At 63.7% G+C, this 17,611-nt stretch carries 19 protein-coding genes; 15 read left to right on the top strand and 4 right to left on the bottom strand.

Going from position 1 to position 17,611, the window contains the following annotated elements; genetic code table 11:
• Positions 1–56: 56 nt before the first annotated feature.
• Positions 57–533: a terminase small subunit gene (locus tag HNQ70_RS06580; protein ID WP_183965579.1), complete on the bottom strand. Its 477-nt coding sequence runs from the start codon at positions 531–533 to the stop codon at positions 57–59.
• A 110-nt stretch (positions 534–643) separates the two neighbouring features.
• On the opposite strand from HNQ70_RS06580, the gene HNQ70_RS06575 reads away from it, so the two are divergent.
• The 15 genes from HNQ70_RS06575 to HNQ70_RS06505 all read left to right on the top strand — a co-directional run bounded on the left by HNQ70_RS06575 (position 644) and on the right by HNQ70_RS06505 (position 14,405).
• The gene (locus HNQ70_RS06575) at positions 644–1,657 is read left to right on the top strand and encodes a helix-turn-helix transcriptional regulator (protein WP_183965577.1); all 1,014 of its coding nucleotides are present in this window, start codon (positions 644–646) and stop codon (positions 1,655–1,657) included.
• A complete protein-coding gene (locus HNQ70_RS06570; RefSeq protein ID WP_183965575.1) occupies positions 1,654–1,833 on the top strand; it encodes a hypothetical protein in 180 nt (59 codons plus the stop codon). Before HNQ70_RS06575 ends, HNQ70_RS06570 begins: the two co-directional genes overlap by 4 nt.
• A gap of 22 nt (positions 1,834–1,855) precedes the next feature.
• A complete protein-coding gene (locus HNQ70_RS06565; RefSeq protein WP_183965573.1) occupies positions 1,856–2,149 on the top strand; it encodes a DUF4258 domain-containing protein in 294 nt (97 codons plus the stop codon).
• Between the two features lie 40 nt (positions 2,150–2,189).
• Positions 2,190–2,513, top strand: a complete 324-nt coding sequence (locus tag HNQ70_RS06560; protein WP_183965571.1) for a hypothetical protein — start codon at positions 2,190–2,192, stop codon at positions 2,511–2,513.
• A 384-nt stretch (positions 2,514–2,897) separates the two neighbouring features.
• On the top strand, positions 2,898–3,716 hold the full coding sequence (locus HNQ70_RS06555) for a DUF6988 family protein (RefSeq protein WP_183965569.1): 819 nt from the start codon (positions 2,898–2,900) through the stop codon (positions 3,714–3,716).
• Positions 3,717–4,016: 300 nt separating this feature from the next.
• Positions 4,017–5,138, top strand: a complete 1,122-nt coding sequence (locus HNQ70_RS06550; RefSeq protein ID WP_183965567.1) for a DUF262 domain-containing protein — start codon at positions 4,017–4,019, stop codon at positions 5,136–5,138.
• A 73-nt stretch (positions 5,139–5,211) separates the two neighbouring features.
• Positions 5,212–6,144 (top strand): HEPN domain-containing protein, encoded by a 933-nt coding sequence (locus HNQ70_RS06545; RefSeq protein ID WP_183965565.1) that lies wholly within the window; start codon positions 5,212–5,214, stop codon positions 6,142–6,144.
• A 133-nt stretch (positions 6,145–6,277) separates the two neighbouring features.
• Positions 6,278–6,499 (top strand): hypothetical protein, encoded by a 222-nt coding sequence (locus HNQ70_RS06540; protein WP_183965563.1) that lies wholly within the window; start codon positions 6,278–6,280, stop codon positions 6,497–6,499.
• A complete protein-coding gene (locus HNQ70_RS06535) occupies positions 6,499–7,170 on the top strand; it encodes an SOS response-associated peptidase (RefSeq protein WP_183965561.1) in 672 nt (223 codons plus the stop codon). Before HNQ70_RS06540 ends, HNQ70_RS06535 begins: the two co-directional genes overlap by 1 nt.
• A 436-nt stretch (positions 7,171–7,606) precedes the next feature.
• Positions 7,607–9,136 carry an IS21 family transposase gene (istA, locus tag HNQ70_RS06530; RefSeq protein WP_183965559.1) on the top strand — a complete coding sequence of 510 codons (1,530 nt, stop codon included), beginning with the start codon at positions 7,607–7,609 and terminating at the stop codon, positions 9,134–9,136.
• 15 nt (positions 9,137–9,151) lie between these two features.
• Positions 9,152–9,946 (top strand): IS21-like element helper ATPase IstB, encoded by a 795-nt coding sequence (istB, locus tag HNQ70_RS06525; RefSeq protein ID WP_183965557.1) that lies wholly within the window; start codon positions 9,152–9,154, stop codon positions 9,944–9,946.
• Positions 9,947–10,142: 196 nt separating this feature from the next.
• The gene (gene tnpA / locus HNQ70_RS06520; protein WP_183965555.1) at positions 10,143–10,511 is read left to right on the top strand and encodes an IS66-like element accessory protein TnpA; all 369 of its coding nucleotides are present in this window, start codon (positions 10,143–10,145) and stop codon (positions 10,509–10,511) included.
• On the top strand, positions 10,508–10,855 hold the full coding sequence (gene tnpB / locus HNQ70_RS06515) for an IS66 family insertion sequence element accessory protein TnpB (RefSeq protein WP_183965553.1): 348 nt from the start codon (positions 10,508–10,510) through the stop codon (positions 10,853–10,855). The genes tnpA and tnpB overlap by 4 nt, the downstream gene beginning before the upstream one ends.
• A 60-nt stretch (positions 10,856–10,915) precedes the next feature.
• On the top strand, positions 10,916–12,487 hold the full coding sequence (gene tnpC / locus HNQ70_RS06510) for an IS66 family transposase (protein ID WP_183965551.1): 1,572 nt from the start codon (positions 10,916–10,918) through the stop codon (positions 12,485–12,487).
• Between the two features lie 343 nt (positions 12,488–12,830).
• Entirely contained in the window at positions 12,831–14,405 is a 1,575-nt protein-coding gene (locus HNQ70_RS06505; protein ID WP_343060672.1) for a DNA cytosine methyltransferase, read from the top strand.
• Here the strand turns inward: HNQ70_RS06505 and HNQ70_RS06500 are convergent.
• The 3 genes from HNQ70_RS06500 to HNQ70_RS06490 are packed head-to-tail and all read right to left on the bottom strand — an operon-like array spanning position 14,366 to position 17,432.
• Positions 14,366–14,830, bottom strand: coding sequence for a very short patch repair endonuclease (locus HNQ70_RS06500; RefSeq protein ID WP_183965547.1), 465 nt, complete (start codon positions 14,828–14,830; stop codon positions 14,366–14,368). The genes HNQ70_RS06505 and HNQ70_RS06500 overlap by 40 nt on opposite strands.
• A 44-nt stretch (positions 14,831–14,874) precedes the next feature.
• Entirely contained in the window at positions 14,875–16,632 is a 1,758-nt protein-coding gene (locus HNQ70_RS06495) for an AIPR family protein (RefSeq protein WP_246434829.1), read from the bottom strand.
• A 20-nt stretch (positions 16,633–16,652) separates the two neighbouring features.
• The gene (locus tag HNQ70_RS06490) at positions 16,653–17,432 is read right to left on the bottom strand and encodes a PD-(D/E)XK motif protein (RefSeq protein WP_246434854.1); all 780 of its coding nucleotides are present in this window, start codon (positions 17,430–17,432) and stop codon (positions 16,653–16,655) included.
• Between the last annotated feature and the right edge of the window lie 179 nt (positions 17,433–17,611).

Here is a 17,611-nt window from a genome sequence, read left to right as displayed (position 1 = left end):
TTTTGACCAAAGTCCTACAGATACTGTTTCCCTAGGGACTTTCACGAAAAACGGGGTCAACCCTCCACACCCTCCACCACCCGCTGGCCGGCGATGATGCCGGCCAGCTCTTCGTCCGACAGCGCCTCAAGCCGGCCCATCAGGCCCGCGTCATCGATCTCGGCCGTCACCTTCACCCGGTCCGGCGCGTAGTACCCCAGCATCTTCCCCAACTCCCGCCACGCCGCGATCATCGCCCCCGGCTCCCGGCGCTCCCGAGCCATTTCCACAGCCTCCAGGAGCCCCTGAACGACGCGCTGGCGGGTCATGCACACCTCGGCCGCTGCAAGGGCCTCCTGGGCCGCTACGGCCCCCTGGACGGCCTTGTTAGCTTTCAGCAGTCGGCAGGCGGTCACTCGGGCCGAAGCAGGGGCGAATCCGGCTCGTAGCGCCGCAGCCGTGGCGTTGCGATCCACCCCGTATTCCTCGACGAACCGCCGTTGACGCGCGGTCAGCTCAACTCGTGGCATATGTGTCCTCAGCGACGGCATCATGCATTATATCTCATTAAATGCGCCACGGGCTATTCGGGACACTTGCATATCCCTTTTAATCTCCCTATAGTTCGGGTTAAGCGGGCGTCCCGCGAAACCCGGAGATAGTAATGGCAGCTCTCATCCCCCCGTTCTCCAAGTCGGAACTCCTCGAGGAACTCCGTCTCACTCTGTTCACCTTCGCGCGGGAAGTCGGTCGTGCGTACACGTTCTCTGGCGCCTTTCGTCTGCTTGGGCTGGAACCGCCAGAAGACGAAGAGGGTCCCTATCCCGATCCGTTCGTCACTGCCCAGGTTGATCCGATGGAGAGCATCGACCTGGCTTCCCTCTGGATTACCCGAGAGGTAGAAGCTCTCTACGACTTTGCGTTCGAGGGGCGGCACGCGGCCGGCCTCGACTGGTCCGTTGTCTGCGAAGACGTGTATCCGTTTCTGCGATCGGTCGAGGCCCACGAGGCTGTCGTCGACAGCATCGGGATGCCTCGCCTGCTTCGCCTGGTGCTGGAGCTTGGTGTCGCGAGAGCGGTCGTCAACGGGGACTGCGACGAGATCATCCCGATCCGTCCTCCGGAACGTGAAGAGCCCGACACCCGCTTCGGCGGCTTTTTGCCGCTTCGTCAGGTCGCCCTCCTCGCGGGCGTCGATGAGAAGACCGTGCGCAACGCATCGGCCAATCCCAAGGCGCCGCTGAAGAGCAAGTCGATTGGCGGCCGCGCTTACTTCGCGGTCGATGACGTCCGGGCGTGGCTCGACAAGCGCGGCCAACTGTTGCCAACAGTCATGGTGAAGTCCTCTGCATCGAGGGATCTGAAGACGCAGCCGTTCACCTCTGTTGAGGATCTGGCGCTCTTCCTCGAAGACCGCCGCGCGACGGTTGGCGTGGCCTGGAATGCGACCGATGCATCCGGTCAGCGGCGGATCCCCGAACTCGCGCTGGCGTGGACGGCCTCGACTCAACCCATGAACTCGCCGAGCTTCGACCTCGAGGCTGCGCTGGCCCTGGCCGATGCGCTGCAGCTGCCGGCGGGCGAATTCGTGCCTGCTGTGCTCGAGCTGTTCCAGAAGATCGAACAGGAGCGCGTGCGCGCCGAGTTGCGCGCTCAGCTCGGAGGGGAGAAGCAATGAAAGACGAGACGGCTCACCTGGCCCCGGAACTGGCGATCACCGAAACCGAATGGCAAGTGATCCAGTGGCTGCGCACGCAGACCGGTTGCGCGTTCGCAGCCCTGATCACAGCGAAGCAGAAGCGGCTCTTCGATGCGTTCGTCGAGTCCCTTCGCGAATCCCCGACCGTCCACTGACCACGCTTCAAGGAGCGCTGAAATGGCACAAGGCAACATCGCTGCGCTGGCTTTCACGCCCCACGCCCGTCGACGGATCCAGAGCCGGGCGATCGCGCAACGGGCCATCGAATACGTCCTTGAGTTCGGTCGCGAGCGTCGCAGCGCCGGTGCCACCAAGATCTACCTCGATCGCCAGGCGCGCCAGCGGCTGGAGCGGGAGGTCGGACGCACAGAAATCGCCCGGCTCGGACACAAGCTGGACATTGCAGTTGTCGTCGGCGACAGCGACCGGGTCGTCACGACGATGTACAGAACCCGGCGCACTCGCCACTGAAGAACGCGCGACGCGAACTACATCAACCCCGGAGACCTGGATGCCCAAGATAGATAAACGATTTGCACTTGTTCGAGATGGCCAGCTTTGGTACGCGGCAATGATCGAGGATCGTGACACGCACCAAAGCACCTTCCGCATCTCGGAGTTCGGAAAAACGCGAGACGCCGGAAAACAGGCCGAGCAGGTTGTTGACATCGAACTCGTTGCGCGACGCGTGCTTCTTCAGAAGATGCGAATGCGCTGCGCGCCAGTCGCTGAGGGCGCGGCTGCAAGTTCGCTGGGTCTCAACAGTCGCCGGGTCACGGGCTATGTCCTCGACGCCGCCATCGCTGCGCGCCTTGGCGTGCCTCCGACCAGTTGACTGCAACGGTACGCCCGGCGCCACTGGACTGGCATGGATGGCAGTTGGTTGCGGCAGCACAGAGCTCACGCTCGGCGCGATCACGCTGGGTCTGTGCGTGCCAAGCGCAGCCCCAGCCGGCTCCTGCTCCCCCTTCGAGGCCGCCTACCCGGTACTCGCGTGGCTCTGCCGCGCACCGAACCTGCTCCGAGCGCCACGGCGCAAGGAGGAGGAGGCGACCCCGAAGGTGGTGTTTCCGAAAAATGGGGACGCGCTCCCCATGATCGCTACTCGTGCGCGCCGAACGAAACGTGCCGGAGCCGCGCGCATCCATCGCAGCAGACGGCCTCAACCGCCGGTCGGCCCGTTATCGCGCAGCAGAGTGGGCGATGCCTAGGATGTTGCATGGAAGACTTGCCCCACCTCCTCAACCGCTCGGCTGCTTTCGCCGCCCACCTCGGCAATCTTGTCGCCGAAATCCGATTCATCAATCCCAGCCCCCGCACGGCCGCCTGCGCCGCGGCAGCGGACCTCAGCATGGAGCACGCACACGCCGTGCGTACGCTCGTTTCCGCCAGGACGGGGAACTCTGCCTGCGCGCTTCTGCGCACTCAGTACGAAGCCCTCGTGCGGAGCGGTTGGGCGATGTATGCCGCGACGGACGGGCAGGTCGAGAAGCTCAACCTGCCGATCAGCCACGAGTCGCAGCAGGCTGCAAAGAACCTGCCCGGTGCGCAGGAGATGCTGGAGGCCCTGAAAAAGAAGATGGCGGCAGAGCCCGCGCTGGCCGGGCTGGTTGTTCCGCTCACGCAGATTCACGAGGTCTCGTGGCGACCGCTGAACTCGTTTGTTCATGGCGGCCTGCACCCGCTCCAACGAACGAACGGCGGATTCCCGGTGCAACTGGCCAAGGACGTCCTGCGCAATTCGAATGGAATGCTGCACATGGCGCATCGGATGCTGGCGCGGCTGGGGGCATCCTTGGAGGTTGTCGCAGCCGTGGAGCACTGCTATGTCGGGTACGAGGACTGCGTGCCGATGGGGAGACGATGGATCGAGGTGGCGCCCAATCGCAGCGCGCCAGCGTTCGAGGATAGTGCGGAGGCCGATGTCAGCACGAACCGGCCGACGGGAATCTTTGTAGGGACGGGAGCCGTCGGACGTCTGCTGACATTCACTACAGCGGGGCCGGGTGGCCGGAAAGTACTGCCGTCAAACGTCTAGGTCCGGCCAAAGCGCGGGGACGTGCCTAGCAAGGCCAAGCACTCGGCGTCTTCCCCAGCCAGCCTGTATCGGCGAACGCGTCCTTCCGCCCCTACAGTCTTCAGCCATTGTGCAGCAGAGGCTAGCCAGCGACTCCGGGGCGCTGCGTGGCGGCGCAGAACCCCCAGTGCGGCTTCGCGGTTAGGATTCCCAGGGAGCGTCGATCACGGATTGGATTGCACCTAGCTCAGTCGCCTAAGTATCTCGTTGGCGCAGGCACTTGCACGTCAAAATGCATCTAGCGACACCTAGAGGAAAAACATGTCAAACAAAGCGGTACCCACGGTGCAACAGAACGCCGGTGCTCAGAACGACAAGATCTTGAAGCGCTTCTTGCTGGCCCAAGACAGCTTGGTCTACCAAACCGCAGACCTTTCCTTGGGTTCACTTGCCGGAATGATGTCTCCGGGCGCCGGGGGCACTGCGGCGATCAATCTGGATCCTGATTTCCAACGCCGTGAGAGGTGGTCGACCGAGAAGCAGTCCGGCCTTATCGAATCATTCTTGCTTAACGTCCCGGTTCCGCCGATATACCTCGCTGAGGACGAGTACGGCCAATATTCTGTTGTAGACGGCAAGCAGCGCTTGAGCGCGATTCGAGCTTTCATGACAGAGAACCTTGCACTTCGCGCTCTCGAGAAGTTCACCGAACTCGAAAGCCGGTCGTTCGCCAGCCTGCCCGAACCGCTTCAGAACGCACTAAATATCCGCCCATATGTGCGCGTCGTGACGCTGCTCAAACAGTCTGACCCCACCCTCAAATTCGAGGTCTTCACCCGATTGAACCGCGGAGGAGAACCAATGCTTCCGCAGGAGCTCCGCAAGGTTGCATACCGCGGCTCATTGAGTGACCTCGTCTTCGAACTTTCGAAAACTTCCTTCCTGCGCGACCAATTGAAGATAATTTCGGACGCATCCCCGGCCTACAAAAACATGGAGGACGCAGAGTACGTACTACGCTACTTCGCCCTCAGGAATGGCTGGCAGACTTTTCCTGGGAGTCTCCGCGGCGAACTGGACGGCTACATGGTCAAGAACCAGCACTTGAAACCTGCCCGGATCAAGAGTCTGCGGGAAGATTTCCTCAGATCCTTAAATGCTTGCCAGAAAATATGGGGTGAGCATGCATTCAAACGACACACAGGGACCGGATGGCGCTCGCAGTTTCTTGCAGGAATGTACGACGCGGAAATGCTGGCGGTTGGTGAACTGACAGATCCGCAGCTCGCGAAGGCGATCACCAAGTCAACGACGATCGTCAAGCGCACAGCGGCACTGTTCGAAGATCCGCATTTCGAGAAATCCGTTCGACAAGGCACCAACACCCCATCATTCGTCCGCAATCGCGTGAAAGCGGTGACTGCAATGCTTCACGAGCCGTGACGATACCGTGAGTGCGAGAGACTCCTTGTTGGCGACCTTGGCGGTCTTGAAGGACTGTATTAATGATCCTGCCTTGGTCGACAAAGCACCCGCTGAGGGTGCTCACAATGCGCGCGCGCGAATGCTGCGTCAAGGATTAGCAGTGTTGGTGTTTTCGACGGTCGAGACCTTCATAAGAGAGCGGACCGGCGAGGTATTGCGCTCATTCACCAACCCTGCGCTTGTGTTCGCCGATCTCCCCCTGCCACTTCAGAAGGCAGTTACCCTGGACGCACTGGAAGGCGTGCGTTTCCGACTAAAGCTCCAACCAGCTGCGAACAGAATCGCATGGATTGTGGCGAAGTTGGCGCCAATTTCCGGTGCAATGACGAACGTGCAAGGCTTATCAGATCATTCGTTCGGCCACTCAGCGTCCAACATCGGGGAAGACGATGTTAAAGCGATTCTCAGGTCCTTTGGGGTCGACACGCCTTGGGCCCAAATTACATCACTGACCGCTCGGTTTGGGATTGCGACCCTAGATGCTGAGGCCGAGTTCAAGTCGATAAAGGAGCGAAGACACTCCTCCGCACACGCTTTGACAGGGCAGGTCCTCTACGCTGACCTTCAGAACTCAGTTAAATCATCGCTAGCCATCTGCCTAGCGTTCGACCTACTGCTCTCCCACTCAGGGGGGCTCTTGAACGCAAGAGCGGGCCCAGGACAGGGGGGGCGCGCTTTGTTGACGCATCTCGATTTCGAGATCGTTTTCGTTGCGTCCAGAAGCGGAGCAACAGGATTCGCGGTTAAAAGGGAGCAGTTGCCACCTCCCGCACCTTTGCTGAAGAGCACGACCGTCAAGACGTTTTCAACCGAGAACCTAGCGATCGAATTTGGTGAACAGTATGCAAACGGTAGAAAACGTCCGCTTGTCGTTCTTGATGCGACTTCGATTCCAGCCAAGTGGGTCACTTGGCAGCCGAAACGGTTTATGCATCGCACGGCTGCTCCCCAAACTGAAGACTAAGGAACGAAGTAACACTTACCCTCATTTCACTGACTAGACGATATACAAAGAGGGCCATTGTGAGCGGGCACAAATCGGACACTACGCTATTAGAGCGAATCAAAGAACTTGAGGCGCGCGTCGAAAGCTTGGCATGTGGCCTAAACTGCCCGAGGATCAGCACCATCCCGACATGCTCTCCCACCTCGGCCTTGCCCTGATCGAAGCGGTACTCCAGCTCACGCCGGCCGAGCTCGAGGAGGCGCTGGAGCGCGACGTGCTGCCCGTGGCTGGTCCGCCCGAGGAGCGCCAGGCGCTGCTTGATCGCCTGGAGTACCTTCGGCGCTACGTCAACGCGACCCGCTGGGAGGGGTGATGTGCAACCGGTATGTCAGCCCCGAGCAGGCCGACATTGAGCGCTTCTTCGAGATCGGCCGGCGCAACCCGCTACCACCCTGGCCGCGCGAACTCTACCCGCGCGCACTTGGCCCGTTCGTCCGTGTCGACCGTAACGGCCACCGCGAGCTGGTGGTCGGCCGCTGGGGCCTGATCCCGCACTTTGCCAAGTCGCCAGACATTCGCTACTCGACCAACAACGCCCGCGGCGAGGAGCTCGCCCAGAAGCCGACGTACCGCACGGCCTGGGCGCGCGGGCAACGCTGCATCATCCCGGCCGTCAGCTTCGACGAGCCGAACTGGGAGACCGGCTGCAACGTCTGGTGGCGATTCCGGCGTGCGGACCGCGAGCTCTGGGGACTGGCCGGGCTCTGGAATGCCTGGATCGACCGCGCGACCGGCGAGATCCAAGAGAGCTACACGATGCTCACGATCAACGCGGACGGCCACCTGCTGATGGGGCGAATGCACAAGCCCGACCCGTCGTTGCCGCCGGACGCCCAGGACAAGCGCAGCGTGATCCCGATTGAGCGGGCGGACGCGGAGCAATGGCTCCTGGGGTCGGTTGAGGATGCGCGGGCGCTGATGAGGGCGCCGGGGGTGGAACTGTTCGACGCCCGGCCGCTCGCCCCGACGCCGCGCGTCGGGTAGTCTCCGCCGGGCGCATCTCCTGCGCCCCGCGTCCACCATCCTCCCCGGATGGCCAGCTTCCAACCCCACACCAACCCGCGCCCCTGCCGCCACTGTCACTGGCTGGTGGCATTAGAGAAGCACGCCGGCACGGCCCTGTGCGGTCTCGGTGGGCGCGACACCCGGCATTTGTCAGCGACCGGCATATACCGGCCACCCCGGAGTCGGCATAAACCGGCCAGAGCCCGACCGGCGGCGCGCAGTCGGAGTCGGCATATACCGGCCAGCGCGTAGTCGGCATATACCGGCCAGGCCGCAGTCGGCGTAATCCGGCCACGGCGCAGCCGGCATATACCGGTCAGCGGCGCCGCCGCGAGCGTCTCGAGATCTCTGACCCGATCGCTACCCTGCGGGCTTTTTGCTCGAGGGGATCGCGGTGGGTCGCAGGAGGATCGAGATGTTCCAGTACCGTCAGGTTCTCGTGCGCTTGCGCGCCGGGGACACCACGCGCGAGATCGCCCGCTCCGGTCTGATGGGGCGCGACAAGGCCGGCGAGCTGCGCACCCTGGCCCTGAGCCGCGGCTGGCTCGACGCTGGCGCCGAGCTGCCGGACGATCAGGCGATCGCCGCCGCGCTCAAGCCCGCGCGACGCGCCTCGTCCACGGTCTCGGCCGTCGAGCCGTTTCGCGAGCTCGTGCTGCGCTGGGTCCAGGCCGGCGTGCAGAGCCGGGCCATCCACGCCGCGCTGCGCCGCGAGCACGGCTTTTCCGGCAGCTACTCGGCTGTGGTGCGGATGGCGCGCTCGCTGCGCCAGGCACAGCCACCCGAGGTCACGGTGCGGCTGAGCTTCGCGCCGGCCGAGGCCGCGCAGGTCGACTTCGGCGCCGGACCGGTGCTCATGCACCCGGACGGCAAGCCGCGGCGCACCTGGGCGTTCGTCATGACGCTGTGCCACAGCCGCCATCAGTACGTCGAGTTCGTCTGGGACCAGAGCTCGGCCACCTGGCTGGGCTGCCACCGCCGCGCCTTCGAGTGGTTCGACGGCGTGCCCGAGCGCGTCATCGTCGACAACGCCAAGTGCGCCATCGTCAAGGCCTGCCGACACGATCCGCTCGTGCAGCGCGCCTACGCCGAGTGCGCCGAAGGCTACGGGTTCCGCATCGAGGCTTGCCCGCCGCATGACCCGCAGAAGAAGGGCATCGTCGAGTCCGGCGTCAAGTACCTCAAGGGCAACTTCCTGCCCACGCGCAGCTTCCGCGATCTGGTCGACCTGAACCGTCAGGCGCGCGACTGGGTCCTGCTCGAAGCCGGCGAGCGCATCCACGGCACCACGCGCGAGAAGCCGCTGACGCTCTTCGCGCTCGAGCGCCCGCTGATGCGCCGGCTGCCGCCCGTGGCGCCGGACCTGGGCACCTGGCACAGCGTGGTCGTGCACCGCGACTGCCACGTCCAGTTCGCCCGCGCCTACTACTCGGCCCCGTTCGCCCTGGCCGGCAAGACCCTGTGGCTGCGCGCCACCGACGCCGCCGTCGCCCTGTACCAGGACTACCGCCACCTCTACACGCACCTGCGCGCACGGCGCCCCGGCGAGCGCATGACCAATGCCGAGCACCTGCCGCCGGACGCCCGTGCGTTCTATCGCCACGACCGGCACTGGTGCCATGAGCGGGCGCTGGCCATCGGCCCGCACTGTGCCCAACTGATCGACCACCTGCTCTCGGATCGCATCGCCGAGCGACTTCGCGCCGCCCAGTCCGTGATCGCGCTGGCCCAGCGCTACGGCGCCCAGCGCCTGGAGGCCGCCTGCCAGCGCGCCATCGCGCATGACAGCCCGTACTACGTCACCGTCAAGACGATGCTGGCCACCGGCGCCGATCTCGCGCCGATCGCCTCGGTCGAGACGCCCGGAAGCTACCAGCGCACCCGGTTCACCCGCAGCGCCGCCGATCTGTTCTCCAACGCCCCCGCCACCACCACCCTCCAGTAACAGGAACCCTCGTCCATGACCACCTTCAACCCCATGCCCGAACTCGCCCCGCAGCTCAAGCAGCTTCGCCTGTCCGGCATCCTCGATTCCCTCGAGTCGCGAAACCGTCAGGCCATCGAGGGCAAGCTCGCCTACACCGAGTTCCTGGCCATGCTCATCGGCGACGAGGTTGCCCGCCGCGAGAACAAGAAGTTCGACATGCGCCTGCGCCGCGCGCAGTTCCGCACCACCAAGACCCTGGAGCAGTTCGACTTCGAGCGCGTGCCCACCCTGAACCGCGCGCTGCTCCAGGACCTGGCCGCCGGCCGCTACATCCACGAGAATGCGCCCGTGCTCATCGTGGGGCCCAGCGGGGTCGGCAAGAGCCACCTGGCCCAGGCGCTGGGCCACTGCGCGGTGCGCCAGGGCGTGGACGTGACCTTCACCACCTGCACCGCGCTCACCCAGTCGCTCAACGCCGCACGCGCCACCGGCATCTACGACCGCAAGATCGGCGCGCTCGCCCGCGTCGGGCTGCTGATCATCGACGACTTCGGCCTCAAGCCGCTGCGCGCACCCGCCGACGAGGATCTCCATGACCTGATCGCCGAGCGCTACGAGCGCGCTCCCACCATCGTCACCAGCAACCTCGACTTCGAGGAATGGGACCAGGCCTTCGCCACCAACCGCCTGCTGGCCAGCGCCACGATCGACCGGCTTCGCCACAACGCCTACTGCCTCGAACTCGACGGCCGCTCGTACCGCGATCCGAAGGTCGCTCCGGCACCGAAGAAAGCCGCCGATCGCGCCCCGAAAACTGCGGCAAAATGACCCACTGAACCAACCCCCTCGGGACGCTTCACGGCAACCGCCACACTGGCCGGTATATGCCGACTCCCACTGGCCGATTTATGCCGGCTGCTGACAGCATTGGCCGCCGGACGTAACCGTCCGGTCAGCCCCATCTTGAGCTGACCTGCGTCGGCGCCGAAGATGGTGTCCACCAATTCGCGGGTGGACACCAATTTTGACGACAGATGGGAATCGAGAGCAGGCCGGCGTCGCGAAGGTCGATTCGGCGGGTCGGCGCTGGTACACGGTCCAGTTCAAGCGGGAGATCGTCGCTCGCTGCCTGCAGCCCGGCGCCTCGGTGGCGGGCATCGCGGTCGGCAATGGGCTGAACCCGAACCTGGTGCGCAAGTGGATCGAGCGGGTGCACAAGGAAACCCGCAAGCTCGCGCCGCTGTTGCCCGTGGTGCTGGCCGATCCGCGAGCGGCAGCCGAAGTGCCGATCGAGGCCGCGTGCATCGAGATCCGGATCGGCGATGCGGTGATCGCGGTCGGCGCGAAGGCCTCGGCTGTGCAGATCGAGGCGCTCGTGCGCGCGCTGCGATGATCGCACTGCCCGCGGGCACGCGGGTGTGGATCGCGGCGGGCGCCACCGACATGCGCAAGGGCATGAACGGGCTGGCGGCGCTTGTGCAGACGGCGCTGGAGAAAGATCCGTTCGCCGGTCACGTGTTCGTGTTCCGCGGCCGCCGCGGCGATCAGGTGAAGCTGCTGTGGTGGAGCGGCGATGGGATGAACCTGTACCTGAAGCGCCTGGAGCGCGGCCGCTTCGTCTGGCCGCAGGCCGACAGCGGCGCGGTGTACCTGAGCCCGGCGCAGTTGTCGATGCTGCTCGAGGGCATCGACTGGCGCCGCCCCACGCGCACCTGGCAGCCGGAGATGGCCGTCTAGCGCGGTTCTCGGGACGACGGCTGTTTTGTCGACGAGCGTGTCGCCCGTACACTTGACGACATGCGAACCGCGTCCGCTCAACTGCCCGACGATATCGAAGCGCTCAAGCGCCTGGTGCTCGAGCGCGAGGCGCAACTGGAGATCGCGCGGCACAACGAGCGCGCGCACCTGACGCTGATCGAACACCTGAAGCTGCAGATCGCGCGGCTCAAGCGCATGCAGTTCGGACGCAGCTCGGAGAAGCTGAACGCGCAGATCGAGCAGCTCGAGTTGATCGTCGAGGATCTCGAGCAGGAGCAGGCCAGCACGGCGCCCGAAGCGCCGGTGCGGGCCAAGGCCGCAAGGCAGCAACCGGTGCGCCGCCCGCTGCCCGAGCACCTGCCGCGCGAGACGGTGCGCCATGAGCCCGAGGCGGGCTGCCCTGAGTGCGGCAACAGCATGAAGACAATCGGCGAGGACGTCGCCGAGATGCTGGAGTACGTGCCGGCCAGCTTCAGGGTGATTCGCCACGTGCGCCCGCGCATGGCCTGCGCCTGCTGCGAGCGGATCGTGCAGGTGCCGGCGCCGAGCCGGCCGATTGCGCGGGGCCTGGCCGGCCCGGGGCTGCTGGCGCACGTGCTGGTGTCCAAGTACGCCGATCACCTGCCGCTGTACCGACAGTCGGGCATCTACGCGCGCCAGGGCGTGGAGCTGGAACGCTCGACGCTGGCCGACTGGGTGGGGTCGGCCGCGAAACTGCTCGAGCCGCTGGAGCAGGCGCTGGGCCGGCACGTGATGGCCGCCGAGAAGCTGCACGCCGACGACACGCCGGTGGACGTGCTGCAGCCCGGGCGCGGCACGACGAAGACCGGACGGCTGTGGACCTACGTGCGCGACGACCGGCCCAGCGGCTCGGCCGATCCGCCGGCGATGTGGTTGCGCTACACGCCGGACCGCAAGGGTGAGCATCCGCAGCAGCACCTGAAGCACTTCCGGGGCATCCTGCAGGCCGACGGCTATGCCGGCTTCGATCGGCTCTACGAGGACGACACGATCAGGGAAGCGGCGTGCTGGGCGCACGTGCGCAGGAAGTTCTATGACCTCGAGCAGGCCGAGCGCTCGCCGATCGCTGCCGAAGCGGTGCGCCGCATCGGAAAACTCTACGAGATCGAGGCCGAGATCCGCGGCAAGCCGCCGCACGAGCGGCGCGCCGAGCGCAAGGCGCGCGCCGGGCCATTGCTCAATGACATGAAGATCTGGCTCGAATCCACGCTGACGAAGATCGCCCGCAAGAGCGCGCTGGCGGTGGCGATCCGCTATGCGCTGACGCGATGGGTAGCGCTCACGCGCTACGTCGGCGACGGGCGCATCGAGATCGACAACAACGCCGCCGAGCGCTCCATCCGCGACGTGGCGCTGGGGCGCAAGAATTACCTGTTTGCCGGCTCGGATGCCGGCGGCGAGCGCGCCGCCGCCATCTACAGCCTGCTGGGCACGGCCAAGCTCAATGGCCTGGACCCCGAGGCCTACCTGCGCACGGTGCTGGATCTGATCGCCGATCATCCGATCAACCGCATCGAGGAGTTGCTGCCGTGGCGACTCTCGCTGACCACGACGACCTCATCGGATCAACCCGAGGCCGTGGCTGCCTGAACAGCCAGCGCTCGGAAAGACGGTGCTGAGCGGACGGTTACCGCCGGACGGCGGTTGCGCCTCGTGGGAGCGGGAGCCGGGCAGCGACGACGACCTTAAGACAAAACCGTAACGCCAAGCGCTTCGCGCCCCTGCCACATAGTCTGTAATGGCGGCCAGCTCCGCGCTCATGGAAGCGCCAAGGGCCCCCTGCGCGCATTCAGATAGACTAAAGGGTTACCCAAGAGCAATCTGGCCTCTCCCAGACCCGACGGCAAGCGTTGGTGTTGCGTGCCTGTGCTCTGCAGCTCTTGGCAACGGAACGGAATAATCACAACCAATGGTGGAGCGAAGCGAGATTCCGGTGATCGACCTGTTCGCCGGACCGGGAGGGCTGTGCGAAGGCTTTTCGTCCATCGTGGACGAACGGGGACTGCCGCGTTTTGCCGTCAAGGTTTCCATCGAAAAGGATCCTGTCGCCCATCGCACGCTGCTGCTTCGTGCGCTCTTTCGAAAGTTTCCGAAAGGCAAGGCTCCCCGTAGCTACTACCAATATGTGCGCGGTGAGATCACCCGCGACGAGTTCCTCGCACTGCCAGAAATCCGAGACGCCGCTGACGCAGCCGCCAAGGAGGCACGCTGCGCGGAGCTGGGCGCGACGCCGCACGAGACCATCGACGGCTGGATCCGAGAAGCGCTTGATGGCTGTAGTGATTGGGTCTTGATAGGCGGTCCGCCCTGTCAAGCCTATTCGCTGGCGGGCCGCTCTCGTCTGCGACCGAGGGACCCGAAGGCCTTCGAGAACGACAAGCGACATTTTCTGTATACCGAGTACCTGCGCGTCATTCAGGAGTTCCGGCCCTCCGTCTTCGTCATGGAGAACGTCAAGGGGATGCTCACCTCGAAGCATGGGGGCTCAAGAATCTTTGAGCGCATTCTTTCTGACCTCTCCAATCCGAAGAATGGACTCGCGTACGAAGTTCGCTCCCTCGTGGTTCATGGCGGCAACCTTGAACCCAACGACTATGTGATCGAGGCAGATGATTTCGGCATTCCTCAAAGCCGGCATCGAGTCATCCTTTGGGGGGTCCGCGCGGACTTGGCCGCGGCGACCCCCGCGCTCGCCAATGACCCCAAGCGGTTTCTCCTCGAAAAGAGTCCGCAAAAGGTCAGTGTCAGAACGGCACTATCTGGACTTCCGCCTCTGCGCAGCAGGCTCTCGAGGGAGGCTGACTCCTTCCAATCATGGCTTGATGCCATGAAGACCGCGCCGAGGAGCTTGAAGGGTTGGCGGTCACCGCTCCGAACAAAGATCGAAGCGCTGATGGCAAGCGCGCTCGAGAAGGCTGAACAGCTGAAGTCGCCTGGCGCAGCGTTCATCCGCGCTGACGTCAAGCCAGACGATACGATGCCCATGCAGCTTCGTTCGTGGTACCTAGATGAACGTCTGCGCGGCGTGCTGCAGCACGAGACGCGAAAGCACATGCGATCCGACTTGCATCGCTACATGTTCGCCGCCTGCTTCAGTGAAGCGCAGGGTTACGCTCCAGATATCACGATATTTCCACCGCGGCTATTGCCTGACCACGTGAACATCGACGAAGACGATCCTCCTTTCAAGGACCGTTTCAAGGTGCAAGTCGGACATGCTCCCTCGTCGACCGTGGTGGCGCACATCAAGAAGGATGGCCATTACTACATCCATCCTGACCCGATACAGTGCCGGAGCCTGACCGTCCGCGAAGCGGCTCGGCTCCAGACATTTCCTGACAACTATTTCTTCGAAGGCTCCCGTACGGAGCAATACGGCCAGATTGGAAACGCCGTACCACCGTTGCTGGCCAGCAAAATCGCGAAGGTCATCTACAGGTTCCTTTCCTCGCCTCGCCAAGCACCTCGTCAACTAGGCGAAACCGGCGGACCGCCAATCTCCTCGTAAGGGGAATCAGCCTCGATCCAGGCGACGATTCGCGACCGCAGCGACTCCCGCGTTTTCGGATCACGTGTTGCGCACTCCCAAACGCATAGGACTCGCCAGCCCCTCGACGCAAGCTCTGCGATCGCGCGCTGATCGCGGTCAACATTGGCTCGGAGCTTAGTCGTCCAGAAATCCGTGCGTGTCGATGGCGTCGTGGCGTACCTGCACCCTCGGTGAGCGTGCCAGAAGCAACCGTGCACGAAGATTGCGATCTTTCGGCCTGGCATGACGATGTCCGGCGTGCCCGGCAGGTCGCGCCGATGAAGACGAAAACGAAACCCCGAGGCAAACAGCAGGCGTCGCACCAGGATCTCAGGCAGCGAGTTCTTGCCCCTGATACCAGACATCATCCGGCTACGGGCGGTGGGCGACACGATATCGGACATGGACGGTTCAATCGTTGACAATGCAGCGTCGCGCCCGACGGCGCCTACGCGATCTTGAACTCCGGGATGTTGTGCGCCGCCTCGGAATACGTCGCTCCCATCACCGCCTCTCGGCACTCGGGCCGCTTCGCCCATTCGGACACCATGCGCCCGCCTGCCGTCGAATGCAGCGCTTCATTGACCTCCCTGGCCCACGTGGCGATCTGACACAGCAGTTCCGGAGATACGGCCTGCTTCGCCCAAACGCGCTCCAAGTCGATACTTGCCCCAAGCTTTTCAGACACAACGGAAACGGTGTAGGCCGTGACGTTGGCTTGAAAGGCCTGGAACATGGGACGCAACAGCTTCTGCGCCTCCCGGTAGATCTTGGCCTTGGCGATCATGGACTTGAACTCCGCCACTGTCGGGAGCGCGGTATCTTGGCCGTCGACAGGAGCGAGTGTGGCCATGAAGCGGTCGAAGTTCTTCTGCGAGCCGAGGCTCACGATGTCAGGCCTCTGGTCCCAGGCGTTCAGATATCTTGCCAAATCGGTCTTCGTGATGCGCCGCGCGGGAGGGATCGCCTCCTTCAGCGCTTTGAGCTTTGCAGGCGTCGTACCTTCTCGAGCAAGCAACGTGTTGTAGCTGCCCGCTGCGCGTTCGTAGAACCATTGTCCGACGCCGTCCGGGCAGTAGACTGAACGCGAAAGCTTTTCGATCTCGACGTGGAAGGGCTTGTTTGCTGAGAGATCGGATTGGCGGACAGCATTCTGGCTGTTCGCATAGCGCGAGATGTCGGAAACCAGCGCCTCCTCCTTGGTGGAGTCCTGAACCTTCATCACGATGATCTTCGCCGGCACCCTGACCCGACTCAGGTCCGTCTCGGGGTATTTCTTCTTGGTGAAGTAGAGCGAGGCAGTGGTCTGACCACCATTGACTATCTGCAGGCCTTTGAGCCACGCGATGCCGGCAGCCCCGTTTTCGTTCTTGCCAAGGCGCATCTCGTCGGCCACGATCACGATGCCATTGTTGTACGCCATGAAGCGCTCGGGGGAGGTGCGCAACGTGGCCTGGATGCCGGCATTGACTCCTTTGCCCTTGACGCTTAGGAAGGACCGAACATTGGCTTCCAGAAGTCGCGCGCCGAACTTCTCATAAAGCAATCGCAGCGCCTCGCCCGGGATGGCCGTCAACGCGTAGTCGCAGTCATCGTTCTCTCCAGGCACGAATACGCAGGGCAGCGGCGCTCCGGAAACGTCGTTGAAATCGACAACCAGCTCGTCACGCGGCCTGCCTTCGGACCAATGCCGATGGAGCCGCTCGATGTCCATTACTTCTAGGCGCACCGCCTTGCCGCCGATATCGCGCGTCTTGAAGCTCTTGGACTTGGCCACCCGATCAGTGATGACATAGACGCGGACCTGCTCCAACTCGGTGTATACGCTCTGAAGCGTCTCGGCAAGCGATCGAACATCGCTGGACGGATCAAGCCTCGGGGCCATTTTCCCCTCGGCACAGAGGGCCAGGAAGCGCAGGCATTGCTCGACGGCCGTCTTGGTCTCTGAGTCTGGAATGGGTGTTGGAACGTCGACGCCTGCATAGAGGCTCACGAACAGATCGAGCTGATCGGTGTCTTCGGAGACGGAGTAGCCGCTCAGACGCAGGTTCGCGTTGCCAACCTTTCCCTCGAAATGGCACTCGACTGGCTCGAATGTCATCCCGATCTCCGACATGTGGTCCATCACGATTCCGGCGAATACGAGCTCTTCATATAGCGCGCCATCCCGCAATTGCGACCGGACTGCGGCCTGCGTCTCGAGCAAGAAGTCTCCTAGGCTTAAGTTCATATCGCCCCCAGCTTCTTGAACACATCGACCGCGGCGACGTTGTCGCCTGAGATCTTGTCCAGATCGAGCTCATACGTGGCGCGAGAGATTCCTGCGGGCACCCTGCCAGGGGTCAACCTAGGAAAGCCTTCCCTCACCTCGAACACCCGCGTTTCCGCCAAGGTAAACCGCCGAGCATAGTGATCAACATGCGCATCGAAGTAGCCCACCCTTAGCAATCGTTCGCTCAATAGACGGACGGCTTCGGCATCGTCCTTGACGGCCTCTCGAATCGCCGCGACCAGATCCGGCAGGCTGCGGCCCGTCCCCGTTTGCCTCAACCGCACACCTGCGAGGAACAGCGGCTGGCGCAGCGAGTCGTCGAGTTGCTCGAGCGAGCCGATCCTGGCGGGGAATCCGACGGTTGCCAGCGTGGCCTTGACCTCCAGCGCACCGGTGCCGAGCTCGAAGTCCTGGGCGCCATCAAGCGGCCCGACCCACGACTCGACTGCGCTGGACGGCAGCATGCCCGCATCGATGAGCGCTCGCAGTAGTGTGAGCTCCCCAATCAACCCAATCTCAGCCTCAGGGGCGAGCACCAGGGAGCCCTTGCGCATAAACTCCTGCCAAGCGCCGACGCGTCCGACAAAGACGCGCAGCAACTTGGCCTCAGTGGCCCCGGTGGAGGCCCAATCGTCCAGCGCCCCAACAACATCGGAAGCCATCGCGGCGAAGAGCTCTGCGCTCCCGGTGTGCCTGCGAGTCAGGGCAAGCCAAAGCTGCCCGGCGCTCTCCATGGTCACGCGCTCTACAGTAAAGCCCTGCCCCTCAGGTAGCCTCTCAGACGCTGCCAATTGCGCGCACGGGAAGCCGAGCAGGATTGAATCGCCCCGGGTTTTGAGGAGGCTCCAACCTTTGAGAGGATGGAGTCATGAAGAAGTCACCGAAGTTCTCACCTGAGGTCCGTGAGCGGGCC

Origin of the sequence: Quisquiliibacterium transsilvanicum (assembly GCF_014202215.1) — a bacterium.
Taxonomy (GTDB): Bacteria; Pseudomonadota; Gammaproteobacteria; order Burkholderiales; family Burkholderiaceae_E; genus Quisquiliibacterium; species Quisquiliibacterium transsilvanicum.
This window is presented reverse-complemented; position numbering and strand designations above follow the sequence as displayed.

Excerpts from the sequence above, each read along its gene's own strand:
- HNQ70_RS06580 (WP_183965579.1), bottom strand. The coding sequence starts at position 533 with ATGATGCCGTCGCTGAGGACACATATGCCACGAGTTGAGCTGACCGCG.
- HNQ70_RS06575 (WP_183965577.1), top strand. The coding sequence starts at position 644 with ATGGCAGCTCTCATCCCCCCGTTCTCCAAGTCGGAACTCCTCGAGGAA.
- HNQ70_RS06570 (WP_183965575.1), top strand. The coding sequence starts at position 1,654 with ATGAAAGACGAGACGGCTCACCTGGCCCCGGAACTGGCGATCACCGAA.
- HNQ70_RS06565 (WP_183965573.1), top strand. The coding sequence starts at position 1,856 with ATGGCACAAGGCAACATCGCTGCGCTGGCTTTCACGCCCCACGCCCGT.
- HNQ70_RS06560 (WP_183965571.1), top strand. The coding sequence starts at position 2,190 with ATGCCCAAGATAGATAAACGATTTGCACTTGTTCGAGATGGCCAGCTT.
- HNQ70_RS06555 (WP_183965569.1), top strand. The coding sequence starts at position 2,898 with ATGGAAGACTTGCCCCACCTCCTCAACCGCTCGGCTGCTTTCGCCGCC.
- HNQ70_RS06550 (WP_183965567.1), top strand. The coding sequence starts at position 4,017 with ATGTCAAACAAAGCGGTACCCACGGTGCAACAGAACGCCGGTGCTCAG.
- HNQ70_RS06540 (WP_183965563.1), top strand. The coding sequence starts at position 6,278 with ATGTGGCCTAAACTGCCCGAGGATCAGCACCATCCCGACATGCTCTCC.
- HNQ70_RS06535 (WP_183965561.1), top strand. The coding sequence starts at position 6,499 with ATGTGCAACCGGTATGTCAGCCCCGAGCAGGCCGACATTGAGCGCTTC.
- istA (WP_183965559.1), top strand. The coding sequence starts at position 7,607 with ATGTTCCAGTACCGTCAGGTTCTCGTGCGCTTGCGCGCCGGGGACACC.
- istB (WP_183965557.1), top strand. The coding sequence starts at position 9,152 with ATGACCACCTTCAACCCCATGCCCGAACTCGCCCCGCAGCTCAAGCAG.
- tnpB (WP_183965553.1), top strand. The coding sequence starts at position 10,508 with ATGATCGCACTGCCCGCGGGCACGCGGGTGTGGATCGCGGCGGGCGCC.
- tnpC (WP_183965551.1), top strand. The coding sequence starts at position 10,916 with ATGCGAACCGCGTCCGCTCAACTGCCCGACGATATCGAAGCGCTCAAG.
- HNQ70_RS06500 (WP_183965547.1), bottom strand. The coding sequence starts at position 14,830 with ATGTCCGATATCGTGTCGCCCACCGCCCGTAGCCGGATGATGTCTGGT.
- HNQ70_RS06490 (WP_246434854.1), bottom strand. The coding sequence starts at position 17,432 with ATGGAGAGCGCCGGGCAGCTTTGGCTTGCCCTGACTCGCAGGCACACC.